This is a genomic window from Candidatus Poriferisocius sp. (assembly GCF_965214065.1).
GTDB lineage: Bacteria > Actinomycetota > Acidimicrobiia > Acidimicrobiales > Bin134 > Poriferisocius.
The window spans coordinates 16,012-30,915 of record NZ_CBDCAT010000025.1 but is presented as its reverse complement, the minus strand read 5'-3'; the positions used below and the strand labels follow the sequence as shown (position 1 = coordinate 30,915).

The 14,904-nt window shown below is 64.0% G+C and carries 13 protein-coding genes; 6 read left to right on the top strand and 7 right to left on the bottom strand.

Annotation, left to right across the window (positions count from 1 at the left end; all coding sequences use genetic code 11):
* Positions 1-18: 18 nt before the first annotated feature.
* From ACOOGG_RS02940 to ACOOGG_RS02930, 3 genes are read right to left on the bottom strand one after another with little or no spacing between them, the layout of a single operon-like run.
* Positions 19-738 carry a 4'-phosphopantetheinyl transferase family protein gene (locus ACOOGG_RS02940; protein ID WP_420432118.1) on the bottom strand — a complete coding sequence of 240 codons (720 nt, stop codon included), beginning with the start codon at positions 736-738 and terminating at the stop codon, positions 19-21.
* A 19-nt stretch (positions 739-757) separates the two neighbouring features.
* Positions 758-2,485 (bottom strand): solute carrier family 23 protein, encoded by a 1,728-nt coding sequence (locus tag ACOOGG_RS02935; protein WP_420432116.1) that lies wholly within the window; start codon positions 2,483-2,485, stop codon positions 758-760.
* Between the two features lie 12 nt (positions 2,486-2,497).
* Positions 2,498-4,270, bottom strand: a complete 1,773-nt coding sequence (locus tag ACOOGG_RS02930) for a uracil-xanthine permease family protein (RefSeq protein WP_420432114.1) — start codon at positions 4,268-4,270, stop codon at positions 2,498-2,500.
* 146 nt (positions 4,271-4,416) lie between these two features.
* Here ACOOGG_RS02930 and ACOOGG_RS02925 point away from each other — a divergent pair, with 146 nt between their 5' ends.
* Positions 4,417-4,659, top strand: coding sequence for a FitA-like ribbon-helix-helix domain-containing protein (locus tag ACOOGG_RS02925; RefSeq protein ID WP_420432112.1), 243 nt, complete (start codon positions 4,417-4,419; stop codon positions 4,657-4,659).
* Positions 4,656-5,048 carry a type II toxin-antitoxin system VapC family toxin gene (locus tag ACOOGG_RS02920; RefSeq protein ID WP_420432110.1) on the top strand — a complete coding sequence of 131 codons (393 nt, stop codon included), beginning with the start codon at positions 4,656-4,658 and terminating at the stop codon, positions 5,046-5,048. The genes ACOOGG_RS02925 and ACOOGG_RS02920 overlap by 4 nt, the downstream gene beginning before the upstream one ends.
* On the opposite strand, the gene ACOOGG_RS02915 is transcribed toward ACOOGG_RS02920, so the two are convergent.
* From ACOOGG_RS02915 to ACOOGG_RS02900, 4 genes are all read right to left on the bottom strand, one after another.
* Positions 5,045-6,112 carry an ABC transporter permease gene (locus ACOOGG_RS02915; RefSeq protein ID WP_420432108.1) on the bottom strand — a complete coding sequence of 356 codons (1,068 nt, stop codon included), beginning with the start codon at positions 6,110-6,112 and terminating at the stop codon, positions 5,045-5,047. The genes ACOOGG_RS02920 and ACOOGG_RS02915 overlap by 4 nt on opposite strands.
* Positions 6,105-7,058 (bottom strand): ABC transporter permease, encoded by a 954-nt coding sequence (locus ACOOGG_RS02910; RefSeq protein WP_420432106.1) that lies wholly within the window; start codon positions 7,056-7,058, stop codon positions 6,105-6,107. The genes ACOOGG_RS02915 and ACOOGG_RS02910 overlap by 8 nt, the downstream gene beginning before the upstream one ends.
* 112 nt (positions 7,059-7,170) lie before the next feature.
* Positions 7,171-9,006: an ABC transporter substrate-binding protein gene (locus ACOOGG_RS02905; protein ID WP_420432104.1), complete on the bottom strand. Its 1,836-nt coding sequence runs from the start codon at positions 9,004-9,006 to the stop codon at positions 7,171-7,173.
* Between the two features lie 105 nt (positions 9,007-9,111).
* Positions 9,112-9,639, bottom strand: a complete 528-nt coding sequence (locus tag ACOOGG_RS02900; protein ID WP_420432602.1) for a hypothetical protein — start codon at positions 9,637-9,639, stop codon at positions 9,112-9,114.
* A gap of 57 nt (positions 9,640-9,696) precedes the next feature.
* On the opposite strand from ACOOGG_RS02900, the gene ACOOGG_RS02895 reads away from it, so the two are divergent.
* The 4 genes from ACOOGG_RS02895 to ACOOGG_RS02880 are packed head-to-tail and all read left to right on the top strand — an operon-like array spanning position 9,697 to position 14,901.
* Positions 9,697-10,899: a CaiB/BaiF CoA transferase family protein gene (locus ACOOGG_RS02895; RefSeq protein WP_420432102.1), complete on the top strand. Its 1,203-nt coding sequence runs from the start codon at positions 9,697-9,699 to the stop codon at positions 10,897-10,899.
* 33 nt (positions 10,900-10,932) lie between these two features.
* Positions 10,933-12,078: a hypothetical protein gene (locus tag ACOOGG_RS02890; RefSeq protein ID WP_420432100.1), complete on the top strand. Its 1,146-nt coding sequence runs from the start codon at positions 10,933-10,935 to the stop codon at positions 12,076-12,078.
* The gene (locus tag ACOOGG_RS02885; protein ID WP_420432098.1) at positions 12,075-12,911 is read left to right on the top strand and encodes an SDR family NAD(P)-dependent oxidoreductase; all 837 of its coding nucleotides are present in this window, start codon (positions 12,075-12,077) and stop codon (positions 12,909-12,911) included. The genes ACOOGG_RS02890 and ACOOGG_RS02885 overlap by 4 nt, the downstream gene beginning before the upstream one ends.
* Positions 12,892-14,901 carry a molybdopterin-containing oxidoreductase family protein gene (locus ACOOGG_RS02880; protein ID WP_420432096.1) on the top strand — a complete coding sequence of 670 codons (2,010 nt, stop codon included), beginning with the start codon at positions 12,892-12,894 and terminating at the stop codon, positions 14,899-14,901. The genes ACOOGG_RS02885 and ACOOGG_RS02880 overlap by 20 nt, the downstream gene beginning before the upstream one ends.
* Positions 14,902-14,904: the final 3 nt, after the last annotated feature.

The window sequence follows — 14,904 nt, the reverse complement described above, 5'->3', positions numbered from 1 at the left end:
CGTGCCGGGGCGACAATCTCATTCTCCGCAGACCACAGCGGCGGCAAACTCTTCGGTGCTCAAATCCTCCAGATTCCATGTGATGTCCGAGAGCTGGGGGAATTGGCACCTGCCGCTCCTAGCCCCATGTCGCATGCCATCGGGAACCTCCAGGTCGGCGAACCCTACGGAGAGGCCCTCTCCATACGCCTTTGCCAGTGCCTCTTTGACAGTCCAATAGCGGAGAAACAAGTACTGCCTATGGCTCTCGTCGACCAGGTTCGATTCGGCCCTCTCGGCCGGGCTGAAGGCTCTCTCGATCAGACCCTCAAGGTTCTTGCGAGGGGCGCGCGCCTCGACATCCACCCCGACTCGACCACGGGGAGCGACCGCAATCAAGCCGTGGCTGCCGCTGTGGCTTACGTTGCAGGCTGGGCCCACAGATTTCCCCTCTACTCGGGCCAATGGCTTGCCGTGCTTCGCCGGCGCCAGGCTCAAAGACCCATTGGGACAACCCACTCGGTCGCACAGCACCGCGCGAAGCGCAGCGCGGCACAGCACAAAGCGCCTTCGCGCCGACTGCGATCCAAAGCGCTCCCAACGCAAGCGCTCAGGGCCATCCAGCCAAGCCAGAGCCATCTCCTCGTGACCCGGGTGGGGGGTCAGGTCAACGTGGAATACCTCGATGTCGCCGACGCGCTTGAACGGTCGCCACCAATGATCGTTGTCGGCGATCAACTCCGACTCCCTGAAAGCCATCCATCTTCCTTCGGCAGGGCTAACCCGAGCCTCGAACCTGCACCGTCACGATATCCAAACCGTGGTACTTCTGATGGTGGACCGAAGAGGAGTAGTGGCGAAGAAGTCGGAGCGATACCTCCCCTTCCTCAGCACCCTCGGCCTCCTCGCTCAGGTAGGCCAGCCGGTCTTCGAGGTTCTCGTCGTCGAATACCGCCAAGAACTCCAACTCCACCATCTGGGCGTCGGGGCGGGCCTGGATGATCAGACGGGGGGTGTCTTCCCGGCTCTCGAGCTCTTCGGACTCCAACAGGCTCATCAGAGTCTCTTCGCCTGCCGAACGCAGGCGCCGGGCGGACACCTCGTCCCAGACGATCTTGGATGCCAGGCGCCGGAGGAACTCGTCGATCTCCCCAAGGGAGGAGAGATCGAGGTCTGCGGTCAATCGGGTGGGACGGTGCGGGCTGGTCAGATCCAAGAACACGGTCAAGACCACGGCCACCACAGCCCCCACCAGCACCCCGTTGTCAAACAGCACGCCCCAGGTCTCGCCCAGCAGGCCGGCGAAAATGGTCTGATTCTCCAATCCCACCCCCAGCGAGAACGCAACCCCCACCACCAGCGCCTTTCGGGCATCGAGGCCGTCGCTCGTCACCGTTTGAATTCCCCCCACGAACAGCATTCCGATGGCCGACAGTATGTAGGCACCCATGACGGGGCTGGGGATTACCGCCAGGGCGGCCGCCAGCTTCGGAAAGAACGCCAGCAGGGCAAACAGGGCGCCCGCGGCAAAGCCCACGCTGCGGGCCGCCACCCCGGTCAGGGTGGTCAGCTGCACGCTCTTGGTGGAATACACGGTGCTGGGGGGTGTTCCGGCCAAACCGGAGAAGAAAATGCCCAACCCGTTGGTGTTGAGCGAGCCCTGCACCAAGCGGAAGTCGGTGACCCGGGGCCGACGCCACGACGCCTGCTGAATGGCGACGCTGTCGCTTATGTTTTTGATGCCACCCACAATCGTCACCACCGCGAACACCGGGAGCAGCGCCCAGAATCCGGCGCCGGGGGTGAGGTCGAATCCAGGAAGGCCACCGTCGGGGACGCCGAACCAGGGCTCCTGGACAACGCGGTCAAAGTCGAACGCCCCGAAGAACGCCGCGGCGATGCAGCCTGCTCCCAGCCCAATGAGGGGCGACCAGAGCCGCCAGGCGCCGGTGACCTTCAAGGCCAAAACAACGGTTGCCACCAAGGTGACCAGGGCGATCACCGGGCCGGCGGCTTCGGGGGAGCTTTCGGGAACCTCGGGCACACGGTCGAGGGCGATGGGCAGCACGGTGGCGGCGATCAGCATCATCACGGTGCCGGAGACCACCGGCGTGATGATCCGGCGCAAAAGGGGCAGCCAAAGCGACAACAAGAGGTAGAAGAACGACGAGACGACCACAAGGCTGGCCAGAAGGCTCGGCCCGCCCTCGTTCAAGGCCAGCACCGAGATGGCCACGAAGTTGGCGGTGACGCCCATGAGCAGTACGTGGCCGGCGCCGAACCTCCCAATTCGAGTGCCCTGCAACACGGTCAGGGCCCCGGAGATGATCAGCGCGGCGAACAGTGCCCACGAGAGGTAGGAATCGTCCTGGCCGCCGGCGCGAGCGGTGATGGCCACCACCAGCACAATCGACAGCAGGTTGGCCATCACCCCCTGGGCGCCGACGGCGATGGCCACCAGCGGAGGGCAGGGATCGTTCGGCTCGTAGCGGATGGCTTCGTTCATGGGTCTTGGCTTCTAGGACGTGCCCTTGACCTGAACGGTGACGACGTCCAATCCGTGGTACTTCTGATGGTGGACCGAAGAGGCGTAATGCCGCAACAGGCGAAGCGACAGCTCTCCCTCTTGGAGCCCCTCAGACTCCTCGCTGAGGCAGGCCAGGCGGTCTTCTAGGTTCTCGTCGTCGAACACCGCCAAGAACTCCATCTCCACTACCTTGGGGTCGGGCCGGGTTCGGATGATCAACCGCGGCTCGACGTCGGGATCGGGAGGCTCGTCGGGCGGCACCAGGCTCTCGATCATCTCCTCGCCTTCCTGGTCGGGCTGTACCAAGCTCAAGAGCGCCTCCTCCCCTGCGGAGCGCAGCCGCCGGGTTGAAACCTCGTTCCAGCCGTTCTGCGCAGCCTGTTCTTGGAGGAAGCGGTCGATCTCGGGCAGAGACGACATGCTGAGCGAGACCTCCAATCGCTTGCGCCGCTGCGGGCTGGTCAGGTCCAAGAACACGGTCATAAGCACCGCCGTCAGCGCGCCCACCAGCATGCCGTTGTCAAGCAGCAGACCCCACTTGTGGCCCAGCAGGTCGGTGAAGATCGTCTGATTGTCGAGACCCATGCCCAGCGAGAATGCCACGCCCACCACCAGCGCCTTCTGGGAGTCGAGCCCGTCCTGCACAACCGTGCGGATGCCGCTCACAAACAGCAGCGCGATAGTCAGCAGCAAGTAGGCGGCCACCACTGGGGTGGGAAGGGTGAGCAAGAACGCAGTCAGCTTGGGCAAGAAGGCCAGAGCTAGCAGAGTGCCGCCGATGGCGAAGCCAATGCGACGAGCCGCCACCCCGGTGAAGCTGATTAGAGACACGCTGGTCCCCGAGTACACAGAGGTTGGGGGAATGCCAAAGACGCCGGCCGACAAGATGCCCAGTCCGTTGGTGTTGAGGGAGCCCTGCACCAGCCTGAAGTCGGGAACTCGGGGACGACGCCAGGAAGCCTGCTGGATGGCCACGCTGTCGCTGACGTTCTTGACCCCGCCCGCCAGCGTTACTACCACAAAGGCGGGCAGAAGCGACCAGAAGCTCGCCCCTGGGGTCAAGTCGAATCCGGGGAACCCGCCAGAGTCGGGAATGCCCAGCCAGGCCGCGTCGCCAACCGAACTGATCTCATAGGCGCCGAACAGCCCGGCCACCACGCTCCCTGAGGCAATCCCAATGAGCGGTGACCACAATCGCCATGCTCCTGACGCCCGCAACGACAGCAGGGTGAAGGCGGCAAGCGTCACAAAGGCGACAGTCGGCCCGGTGGCCTCGGGAGCGTCGGGGGGGAGGTCTTCGATCCGGTCGAGCGCCACAGGCAAAACAGTGGCCGCGATCAGCATCAGCACCGTGCCAGTGACCACCGGGGTGATAACCCGACGCAAGAACGGCAGCCATAAGGCCAGAAATACATAGAACAGCGAGGCCACAATCGTGAGGCTGGCCAGCAGCTCCGGGCCCCCCGCGGCCAACGCCAGCACCGAGATGGCCACAAAGTTCGGGGTCGGCCCCATGATCAGGATGTGCCCGGCGCCGAACCGCCGGAACCGGCTGGCCTGCAAGGCGGTGAGCACCCCGGCGATGATCAGCGCCGAAAACAGAGCCCAGGAGAAATACCCCGCATCCTGGTTGCCAGCCCGGGCCGTGATGACCACGACCGACACGATCGGCGCCAATGCCAGCACCACCCCCTGCAAACCGGCAATGGCGGCAACAGCCGGAGGACAATGCTGGTCGGGCTCGTATCGAATGTTGTCGCTCATGATTGGCCTTGGAGGCCGTCCCGTAACTTAGTGCGAGACGGTAGAGGTGATGTCGGAAACGTAGGGAAGAACGAGTTCAGCAACTCATAAGACGATATGGCGCTAAAATAGCGCCATCGGCGTCATTTTGGCGTTACTCTTCATCTGTGGCAACCATTCAAATCAAACACGTCCCCGATGATGTCCACCGCAAGCTCAGAACCCGAGCAGTAAACTCCGGGAGATCATTACAGCAATACATGCTCGATGTGGTCTGCAAACAGGCTGACATCGTCACCATTGAGGAGATGATCGCCCGCATGCGCGCGGAGGCAATCGAGTTTGGTGAGAGGAGCGTCGACCGAGATTTGATCGTTGAGATCATTCGGGCTGATCGGGAGTCTCATTGATCGTTGTTGACGCGAGTGTGATCACAGAGGCCATAAGCGGACTTGATGAACGCAATATCGAAGCTGCACGCAGACTCGTCCGTGGTCCGCTTTGTGCCCCTCATCTGCTCGACATTGAAGTTGTATCAGCGCTGAGGTCGATGCTGCGCCGGAGTGAGATCGCCGAGGCTGTCGCTCAGCGCGCCCTCCGGCGACTCACGAACCTCCCGATCGCCCGCATGCCTCACAGCCCGCTGGTTCAGCGCTGCTGGGAACTCCGCGACAACCTGAGCATCTACGACGCCACCTACGTCGCCCTTGCCGAAATCATGGGGGCAACGCTGCTGACCTCAGACCAGCGCCTAGCCCGCTCCCCCGGCATCCGTTGCGACGTGGAGCTGTTTAGCTAGAGCTTGGCCTCACGGGGGTCCCAGAGGCTTCGGAGGGATTCTCCGACGCGGTTTAGTGACAACACGGTCAGGAACATCATTACTCCGGGAACAAACACAATGTGGGGAGCCTTCTCCAGCAGATTCGGATCGCGGCCCTCCTGGATCATGTTGCCCCACGTGGGAGTGCTGATGGGATCGATGCCCACCCCCAAGAAAGCCAACGAGGTCTCGGCCACGATCAGCACCGCCACGATGATGAAGGCGTAGGAGGCCAACGGCAGTGCCACATTGGGCATGATCTCCCGAAACAGGATGCGGCCGTTGGACGCACCCATTGACTTGGCCGCGGTGACGAACTCCCGAGCGGCAAAGGTCAAGGTGTTGGCGCGCGACAGCCGGCCTATCGTGGGAATGCTCAATACCGATAGCGCAAGCGTAATGACGAGCACGCTGCCCCCAAATATGGCCACGATAGAGAACAGCAATATGAGGGCAGGAAAAGCCAGCACGGCATCGGTAATGATGTTGAATGTTCCTTCGATCGGCCCCCGGAAGTATCCCGCGGCCAACCCAATAACCGACCCCACCGCCAAGCCAATTCCCACTGCACCCAAGCCCACGATCAGGGAGATTCGCGCCCCCCGAATGCTCTGGTTCATAACGCTCTTGCCCAGCCGATCGGTGCCCAGGGGCTCGTCGGTCGTGAACGACGGTGGTCGCTCCCGGTCTTGGAAGTCGGCATCCAAGCTGTCGAACAGCCCGCCCACTTGCAAGAACACAAAAAGCACCAGGATGAACAGCCAAGCCATCGAGATCCATACAGTTGGGTCGACCCGGGACCCAAACACCGCTCGTATCAGCTGCCCTACCCCGGTAAGGAGCCCGTATATCCCTCCGAGGGCGAGGATCACCTGGAGCCAGGCAACGCTGTCGTAGGTAACCAAGAGCTGTATAAGCAGCAGGGCCAGCCCGATGACCAGTCGGGCGCTTCCTTCCCTAGCGAGGCGAGTGCGGCGACCTCGCTCGGGATCGACCACTTCCTGGGCCGCAGGCTCGGTGATGACACCACCGATGTCAGCCACGTCTAATCCTCGGATCTAGAAGCGCGTATGTGATCTCCACCAGCATGTTCAACATGATGTAGGCCACCGCCACCACCAGCACTAGTCCTTGCAGAACCACCAAATCATTGCCGGTAATAGAGTCGACCATCTTGAGCCCCATTCCCGGGAGTTGGAACAGCACTTCGATGATGACGGTGCCGCCGATAAGCCGACCGGTGCTCACCCCCGCCAAAGTGATGAGTGAGAATGACGACGGCCGCAGGGCGTGGCGGAACAACACGTGGGCGGGAGGCATTCCCTTGGCTCGGGCCGTCAGCACGAAATCGTTTTGAAGGGTGGCCATCATGTCGGCCCGCAACAACCGCTGGAACACAGCAATCTCGGTCAGAGACAACGCGATCACCGGCATGAGCAGGCGACGGGAATGGTCCCACCAGTCCCACTCAGTAAGCCGGGTCCACCCCTGGGGCGGCAACACGTCGAGTTGGTTGAACAAAATGAAGATCAAAAGGATGCCGACCAGAAACTGAGGCAAGGAGATAGCGGCAAATGATGCCGAGTTCAACGCTCGGTCGATTCTGCGTCCCGCCCTATAGGCGGCATACACCCCCAACGGAATAGCCAGAATCAGTGCCAGAGCCTGGGCTACCACTGTCAATTCCAGGGTGATGGGTAGCCGCTGTCTAATGGTGTCTGACACTTTCAGACCGTGGGTCCTTACCGACTCACCCAGATCGCCGGTAACCGCATCGCCCAGCCACTTTCCGTAGCGCACGATGACGTTTTCGTCGAGCCGAAGCTCCCGATTGACCAACTCCCGGGCGGCGGGCTCCTGGGCCCGCTCTTGTCCCAGTAGGCGAATGGTGGGATCACCGGGCAGCAGTTCCACATAGAAGGAGGAAAAGAAGCTCACAAGGAGCAGCACCGGAATGATCCGGATGATGGTGCGCCCGATGGTCTTCAACTTGCTGTCACCTCCCCCTGTACTTCAGCACGGCCCCATAGATAATGCCCGATAGAACAGGGGGTGGGCACGGGACCGTGCCCACCCCCTAGTTCTCAAATGAATTTCTCGGTTAGCCCTTGGCGGTGAATTCCAAGAGGATGATGCCGGCATCGGTCTGGAATACACCGGACACCTCATCGGTCCAGTAGTAGCCGACCTCGCCCTTGCTGGTCACGATGACCGGGACCTGGTAGGCGAACTCCCGCTGGAAGCGGCTGTAGCCCTCGTAGCGCTCCTCGAAAGTGACGCCTTCACGACCCTGCTTGAGCGAGGCGTCGAATTCCGGATAGCACGCCTTGGCCCAGTTACGGGATGAGACGTTTTCACCGCAAACGCCGTCCTCGGTGGAATCGCCGAAGTACACGTCGTACATGTAGTCGGGATCGCCCACGGGGATGGCCCACGGGTTGGCCACTGATTCGCCGCCGAATACGGCACCGACCATCTCCCCCACCTCCACGCAATTGGCGGTAGCGGAGATGCCCACCTCGCTCCACATGGCGATGAGGGTCTCAGCAAGGAGCACATTCTCCGGTGAGGTGGTGCAGTAGGTCTGGAACTCCAGCGGACCGCCTAGTTGGGCCTCGCACTCTTCGAGCGCGGCAGCAGACGCATCTTGGTCAAAGCCCGGCAGCACTGCTTCGGGATCGGTCCACGGAGAACCAGGCCTCATCAAGCTGCGGATCATGTTGTTGAGCCCCTCGTACACGATCTCATTGACGGTCTCGTAGTCGATGGCATGGGCCGCGGCCACCCGGCACTCCCGGATGTTGAACGGCTCTTTCACGTTGTTGAGCATCCAATAGCCGCCGTGGTTGTCGGTCCGGGATGTGGTGTTGACGCCCTTGGTAATTGCGTCCTGCAAATTCTGAGGATGGCGATCGTAGGCGATGTCGAGGTCACCGGCGTTGAAGGCGTTATACCGCTGCGGCGGTTCGATGATGGGCTTGAAGATCACACTGTCCAGATAGGGGCAACCCTCGCGGAAGTAATCCGGATTGCGCACCACAACGGCCTGATCGTCTTGGACCCAAGAATCGAGCATGAACGGGCCTGCGCCCACCCCGACCGGGTTGATGTTGACTTCGGAGTTCAAACCGGTTTCCGGATCCTGGCCAGCCTGATAGGTGGTGGGCGACATCATCCACGCCATACGGGAAGCGAAGATCTGCGCGAACACAGCGTTCTTGCTGGTAGCAGTGAGCTCGATGGTGTAATCGTCGATCTTCTCCCACGAAGCGATCAGATCGGCCTGAGCCCGGGACTGCGACCCGATATCGGGATTCTGGTGGTGCTCGATGTTCCAGATCAACGCGTCGACATCCAACGGGGTGCCGTCGGTGAAGTTGACGCCCTCGCGCAGCTTCAGCGTGAACACTTCATTGTCTTCAGTGGAGATGCTCTCGGCCAGGCCGGGAATCAGCTGGCCAGTTCCGAAGTCCTCATAGAAAAGCGCGCCGTAGATGGCAATCATCTGCGTGCCGCCCAGCGAGGCCCCGCCCTGAATCAACGTCGGATCCCAGCCGACGATTTCGCCGAACATGCCGATGGTGAGGTCTCCGCCTGTAGGCCGCCCGTCGGAGCAGTCGGTCGTGAGGATTTCCCCAGAGATATACCCGGTGTTGCCGGTAGGCACTCCCCCCGTTACTTCTTCTTCCACCTCTTCGGAGCCCTCGATGACCACCACTGGTTCTTCAGGCTCTTCTGCGGGAGCCTGCTCGGCAGGGGCCTCCTCAGCGGGAGCCTCCTCAGCGGGAGCTTCCTCAGCAGGCGCCTCTTCCTCCGGCGCCGCGGGTGGCGGCGTTCCCGCCACTACCCCGTCACCATCGTCATCGTTACCGCAAGACACGGCAAAGACGGTGAACGCCAATAAGACGGCAAGAAGCCTCAACCAACGCGATTTCATGAGCATGACCCCCTCGGGTTTGGCTATGGACAGCCGAGTCTAAACCGACTGCAAGTTGCCAGACCTTAGGGACTTATTCCGAGTTCGCGCAAAGCGTCGCCGTGTCTAGGCCCGCAGCCGGGCGGCTGCGGGGGCGAGCTCCCGTTCCAAACGGTCGGCAATGTCCCGAAAGTAGGGCAAAGACTCGCCGATGGGATCGGGTATCTCGTCGGCGGCCCGGCCAATGAATCGGGCGCTGGCTTTCGAATCGCGCTGAGAATGCAGTTGGGCTACCCAGTCGGCCCCAACAGCACCGTTGCGATTTCCAACATCAGCCGCCAACCGTGAGAGCTCTGCGGGCAGGAAGGTGGCCGCCGCTTTGGCTTCGCTGCGGGCAGCCACCGACCAGCCGTGGTTGCGGGTCATGGCCACGATGAGGTCGGACTCGTCCACTAGGTAGTCCGAGAGGCGGCGGCTGCGATGGGCCGACAGGTCGAGCCCTTGCTCAGCCATGGCCGCGATGGCGTAGTCGTGGGCGGGCTGTCCGCTCCAGTCCATGGTGCCTGCCGAGCTGACCTCAGCTTCAGGGGCCATGTGGGCGAAGAGCACCTCGGCCATCGGGGATCGGCAGATGTTCCCCGTGCAGACAAACAGAACCTTGATGCCGTTGGAGTGTATGGGCCGCCCTGCGGGCTTTCTATGCTCAGGGACATGGCAGGTCCGATGGATGGTGTGAAGGTGGTCGAGCTAGGGGTGTGGGTGGCCGGCCCCGCGGCCGGTGGGATTTTGAGCGACTGGGGGGCCGACGTGGTCAAGATCGAGCCCCCCGCCGGCGACCCGTCCCGCACGTTCCAGCGGATGCTGGGCGGGGACATGCCCACCAACCCCGTGTTCGAGCTGGACAACCGCTCCAAGCGCTCGGTGGTGGTCGATCTGGCCCGCCCCGAGGGTCAAACCATCGCCGCCGAGATCATCGACGACGCCGATGTGTTCCTCACCAACCTGCGGCTGAGCGCGCTCGACCGGCTGGGGCTGGACTACGAGTTGCTGGCCGCCCGTAATCCGGGGCTGGTTTACTGCGCCATCACCGGCTACGGCCTCGAAGGGCCCGACGCCGACCGCCCGGCCTATGACATCGCCGCCTTCTGGGCCCGCTCGGGCATCGCCGCTCAGCTCACCCCTCCGGGCGGCGCTTTGCCGTTCCAGCGGGGCGGGATGGGCGACCACAACGTGGGTCTGGCCGGCGCCGCGGCCATCAGCGCGGCCCTGTTCAACCGGGAGCGCACCGGTGAGGGCCAGATGGTGTCCACGTCGCTGTTTAGGGAGGGCATGTACACCATCGGCTTCGACCTCAACATTCTGCTGATGTGGGGCCTCAACATGGCGGTGGGCACTCGGGAGGCCATGGGCAACCCAGCCATCAACAACTACACCGCAGGTGACGGCCGCCGCTTCTGGGTGGTGGGCCTCGAGGGCGACCGCCACTGGCCACCACTGGCCCGAGCGGTGGGCCACCCTGAATGGATCGACGACGAGCGATTCGCCACCGCCCGAGACCGGGCGGTCAACGCCGTGGAGCTCATCGCCGCCCTCGACGAGGCTTTCGCCGCCCGGCCCCTGGAGGAGTGGGCCGAGATATTCGCTACCGAGCCCGACATGTTCTGGGCCCCGGTGAACACCCTCGACGACCTGCTGGCCGACCCCCAAACGGGACCGTCGGGCGCGCTGGTAGATGTCCCCGATGGCGCCTCAGGCACCACCATGCTGGCCACCCCGGTGGACTTCCACGGCACTCCGTGGGCTCCCCGCACCCTGGCCCCTGGCTTGGGCGAGCACACCGACGAGGTGCTGGCCGACTTGGGGCACAGCTCTGAACAGATCGCCGAGTTGCGAGCCAGCGGAACCGTAGCCTGAGCTTCCCTGCTAGCCCGGCCATAGGATGTCGCCGTGCCTTTGACCAGACTAGACGAGACGCTGCGCCATCAGATCCCCACTACCTTCGACCATGTGGGGACCAGCGACCCCCGGTTCTTCGACCGCTACTGGTTCTCGTGCTACGACCCAGCCGGGTCGCTGACCATGATCATCGGGGTGGGGCTGTACATGAACATGAATGTGTTCGACGGCTTTGTGGCCTGCCAGGTGCCTCGCGAGGGCGGGGGGAGCAGCCAGCGGAACTTCCGCTTCAGCCGGGCCCTGCGCCCCGAAATCGACCGGGTGGGGGTGGGTCCGCTTGACATCGAGATAATCGAACCGTTTGAGAAGGTCCGCCTCACGGCATCGGGCGACGACTCCCCCATCGACATGGACCTGACGTGGACAAGCTTCTTGCCTCCCAAAGAGGAGGATCACCACTTCAGCCGGGTCCGGGGCCGAGTCGCCCAGGACTACCGCCGCTACACCCAGGTGGGCCGTATGGACGGTGCGATCACATTGGACGGCACCGCCTACACCGTGGCCGGCTGGTGGGGTGGCCGAGACCACTCGTGGGGAGTGCGGCCCCAGACCGCCGGCCCTGAGCCGGTGACCGGGGAAGACGGCATCGACGTGCGGGCCCAGCACGGCTCGGTGTTCTACTGGCTGCCGTTCTCATGCGCCGACTACGGCGGCCATGTGCAGGTCCACTGCACCGGCGACGGCCGCCAGCACTACATGGACGGGGTGATCGGACGGCCCGACGGCACCGAGACCGAAGTAGTTGCCGCCGAGTTCGACGTGGACTTCTGGGAGGGCACCCGCCGCTGGCGCCAGGTTCGGTCGCAATTCACCGACTCAGCCGGAGAGGTCTACGAGATCGAGACCAACCAGATCCACCGGGACTGGGCCATGATAGGCACCGGATACGACTGGGGCTGGGACGACGGTGGCGGCCTCGGCGTGTACCGGGGACAGTTCTACTCCGAGACCGACACCTACGATCTGTCCCATCCCGAGAACGTGGGGCTCCCCTCTGGCGAGGTTCGAGTCCCCGGCCACAGGGAGGCACCGGCGGTTGGCACCGTGAATGGACAGCCGCTGGCCGGCCACCAGATCGTGATCGCCTCGGGACGTGTGCCCTTCTTGGGCTTGGACGACGACGTGAGGCCGTGGTGAGCCAAGAACAACCCTTTGCCGACCAAGCGGTAATCGTCACCGGAGCCAGCCGGGGAGTGGGCCGGGCTCTGGCCATCCGGCTCGGTGAGTTGGGCGCCGGCGTGGCGTGCGTGGCCCGGGCCACCGACGAGGCCCGGTTCAAGCTGCCCGGAACCGTGGATGAGACCGCCACAGCCGTCACCGAGGCTGGCGGCGATGGACTTGCCGTGCCGTGCGACCTGTCCCGTCCCGAACAAATCGAGACCATGGTGAACGCGGTTGTGAACCACTTCGGCCGAATCGACGCTCTGGTGAACAACGCCGCGGTGTCATTTGACGGCGATATGGACATCGAGCTCAAGCGCTACGAGCTGACCTTCGCCATCAATACCACCGCCCCACTGCTAGCCACCCGGCTTTGCCGCCCCTATTTGGCCGAAACCAAGGGTCGCATCATCAACGTCTCGTCGGCTGCTGGTTTGGCATTCTTTTCCCCGATGATGTCTTACGGCATGTCCAAGGCCGCTTTGGAGCACCTGACCGTGAGCAGCGCGGCGATCTTGGCGGAAGACGGCATCGCGGTGAACTGCTTCCGCATAGACACCGCGGTGGCCAGCGAGGGGTTCGTGATGAACGCCCCCGATGCCGATCACTCCACCTGGGCCGACACCTCGGTGGCGGCCGATGGCATGGTGTGGATGCTCCAGCAGCCCACCTCCTATACCGGAAGGCTGGAGAGCATGGTAGGTATGGCCCAGCGGGAGGGCATTATGGCCGAGATCGCCGACAAGACCAGCTCCAACTCTCCATCCACCAGCCAATGGAGCATCGACCGTGGGCGCGGCCTTGCCTGAGGCCCAGGAGATCCACTCCTTTTGTCGCATCTGCACCGCCATGTGCGGCATCACCGTCACCGTGGAAGGCGACCGGGTGCTAAAGGTACGGGGCGATGACGCCCACCCCCTCTCCCAGGGCTACACCTGCCCAAAGGGCCGGGCGCTGCCCGACTGGCACCACCATCCCCACCGCCTAGACCGACCCCAAATGGATGGTCAGGCCGTCGATTGGGACCGCTGCCTCGACGACTTGGCCAGCCGCCTGGCCGCCATCATCGACGAGAGCGGACCCGACGCGGTGGCCATGTATCTGGCCAGCGGCTCGGCCTATGACGCCAACGGGCGCCGGGCAGCCGAGCGGTTCCTCGGCGCCATCGGCTCCCGCCAGAAGTACACCGCCACCACCATCGACACCCCCATGCGCCCGCTGGTGGCCGAGCTCATGGGCGGTTGGTCGGGGCTCACCCCCATGTGGGATCAGGAGGCCGCCCGACTGCTCCTTTTGGTAGGGACAAACCCGGTGGTTTCCCACGGCCACGGCAACGGCATTGCCGACCCCATCCGGCGGCTGCGGAACCAACAGGAGCGGGGCCCGGTATGGGTGATCGATCCCCGCCGCACCGAGACCGCCCGACTGGCCGACCGCCATCTGGACCCCCGGCCCAGCACCGACTATCTGATTCTGGGCTGGCTGGTGCGAGAGCTGCTCATCGACGGAGCCGATTGGGCCTACCTACGGGAGCATGCGGTCGGCATCGACGATCTGACTGCCGCGGTGGCTCCGTTCACCCTTGACCGGACGGCTGATGGCACTGGTCTGGAGGCCGCCGAGCTACTCGACCTCTTGGCGGCAGTCCGAACCGCGGGCCGCTTGTCGGTGCTGTCGGGCACAGGGGTGTCCATGAGCCGCCACGCCAACGTGACCGAGTGGCTGCTGTGGGCACTCGCGGTGGTCACCGGCTCCTATGACCAACCAGGCGGGATGTGGTTCAACCCCGGCTATCTGATGCAGCTCGACACCCGGGACTGGCAGCCCTCTGACGGCCACCCCGAGCCGGGGCCGGCCAGCCGGCCCGAGCTGCCCCGCCGGTTCGGGGAGTACCCCTGCGCCGCACTGGTGGACGAGATCGAGGCCGGCAATGTGCGGGCGCTGGTGGTGGTGGGCGGCAACCCCCTGATCGCCTTCCCCGACCGGGATCGCACCCAAGCCGCCTTGGCCTCGCTCGACGTGCTGGCCGTGGCCGACGTGGTCGAAACCGACACCACGGAACTGGCCACGCATCTCCTGCCGGTTGCCGGCCAATTGGAGCGAGCCGACGTTCCGTGGATGCTGGACGCCTACCAGCCGGCCATCGCTACTCAGTTCACCCCAGCGGTGGTCCCGCCCGGCGCCGACCGCCGGCTCATGTGGCAGGCGTTCGCCGAACTGGGGCATCGGCTGGGAGTCGGGGTGCTGCCGAGAGGTATCGACCCCGAAACCGCCACCGACGAGGATCTGTTGGCCCTGATCGCCGAGCGGGGCCGCAGCGACGCCGCCACCGTGCTGGCCGCGCGACGAGGCCTGGTTGGCGAGGCCAGACCGGTTCACGGCTGGGTGCTCGACCGGGTGTTGCCCGACCATCGCTGGCGGCTAGCCCCCAAGCCGCTGGTAGAGCAACTGGCCGACCTCGACCACCCCGAGCCGCTGGTGCTGCTGCCCCGCCGCCAGATGCGGACCATGAACGGCCAACTCCGCGACTTGGGCAACGTTGGCCCCGAGGTGCTGATCCACCCTGACCACGGCATCGCCGACGGCCAGCTTGTACAGGTGACTAGCGCCCACGGGGATCTGGTGGGCACGGCCCGCACCAGCGACGAGATCGCCACCGGTGCGGTGTCCATCCCCCACGGCTGGGCCAATCCCAACGTCTGCACCCTCACCACCGCCGAATTCGACATCGATCCCCTCACCGGCATGGTCTGGCAGTCGGGCCTGCCGGTGCAGCTCAGCCCGGCAGAATCAGCTTGAGTC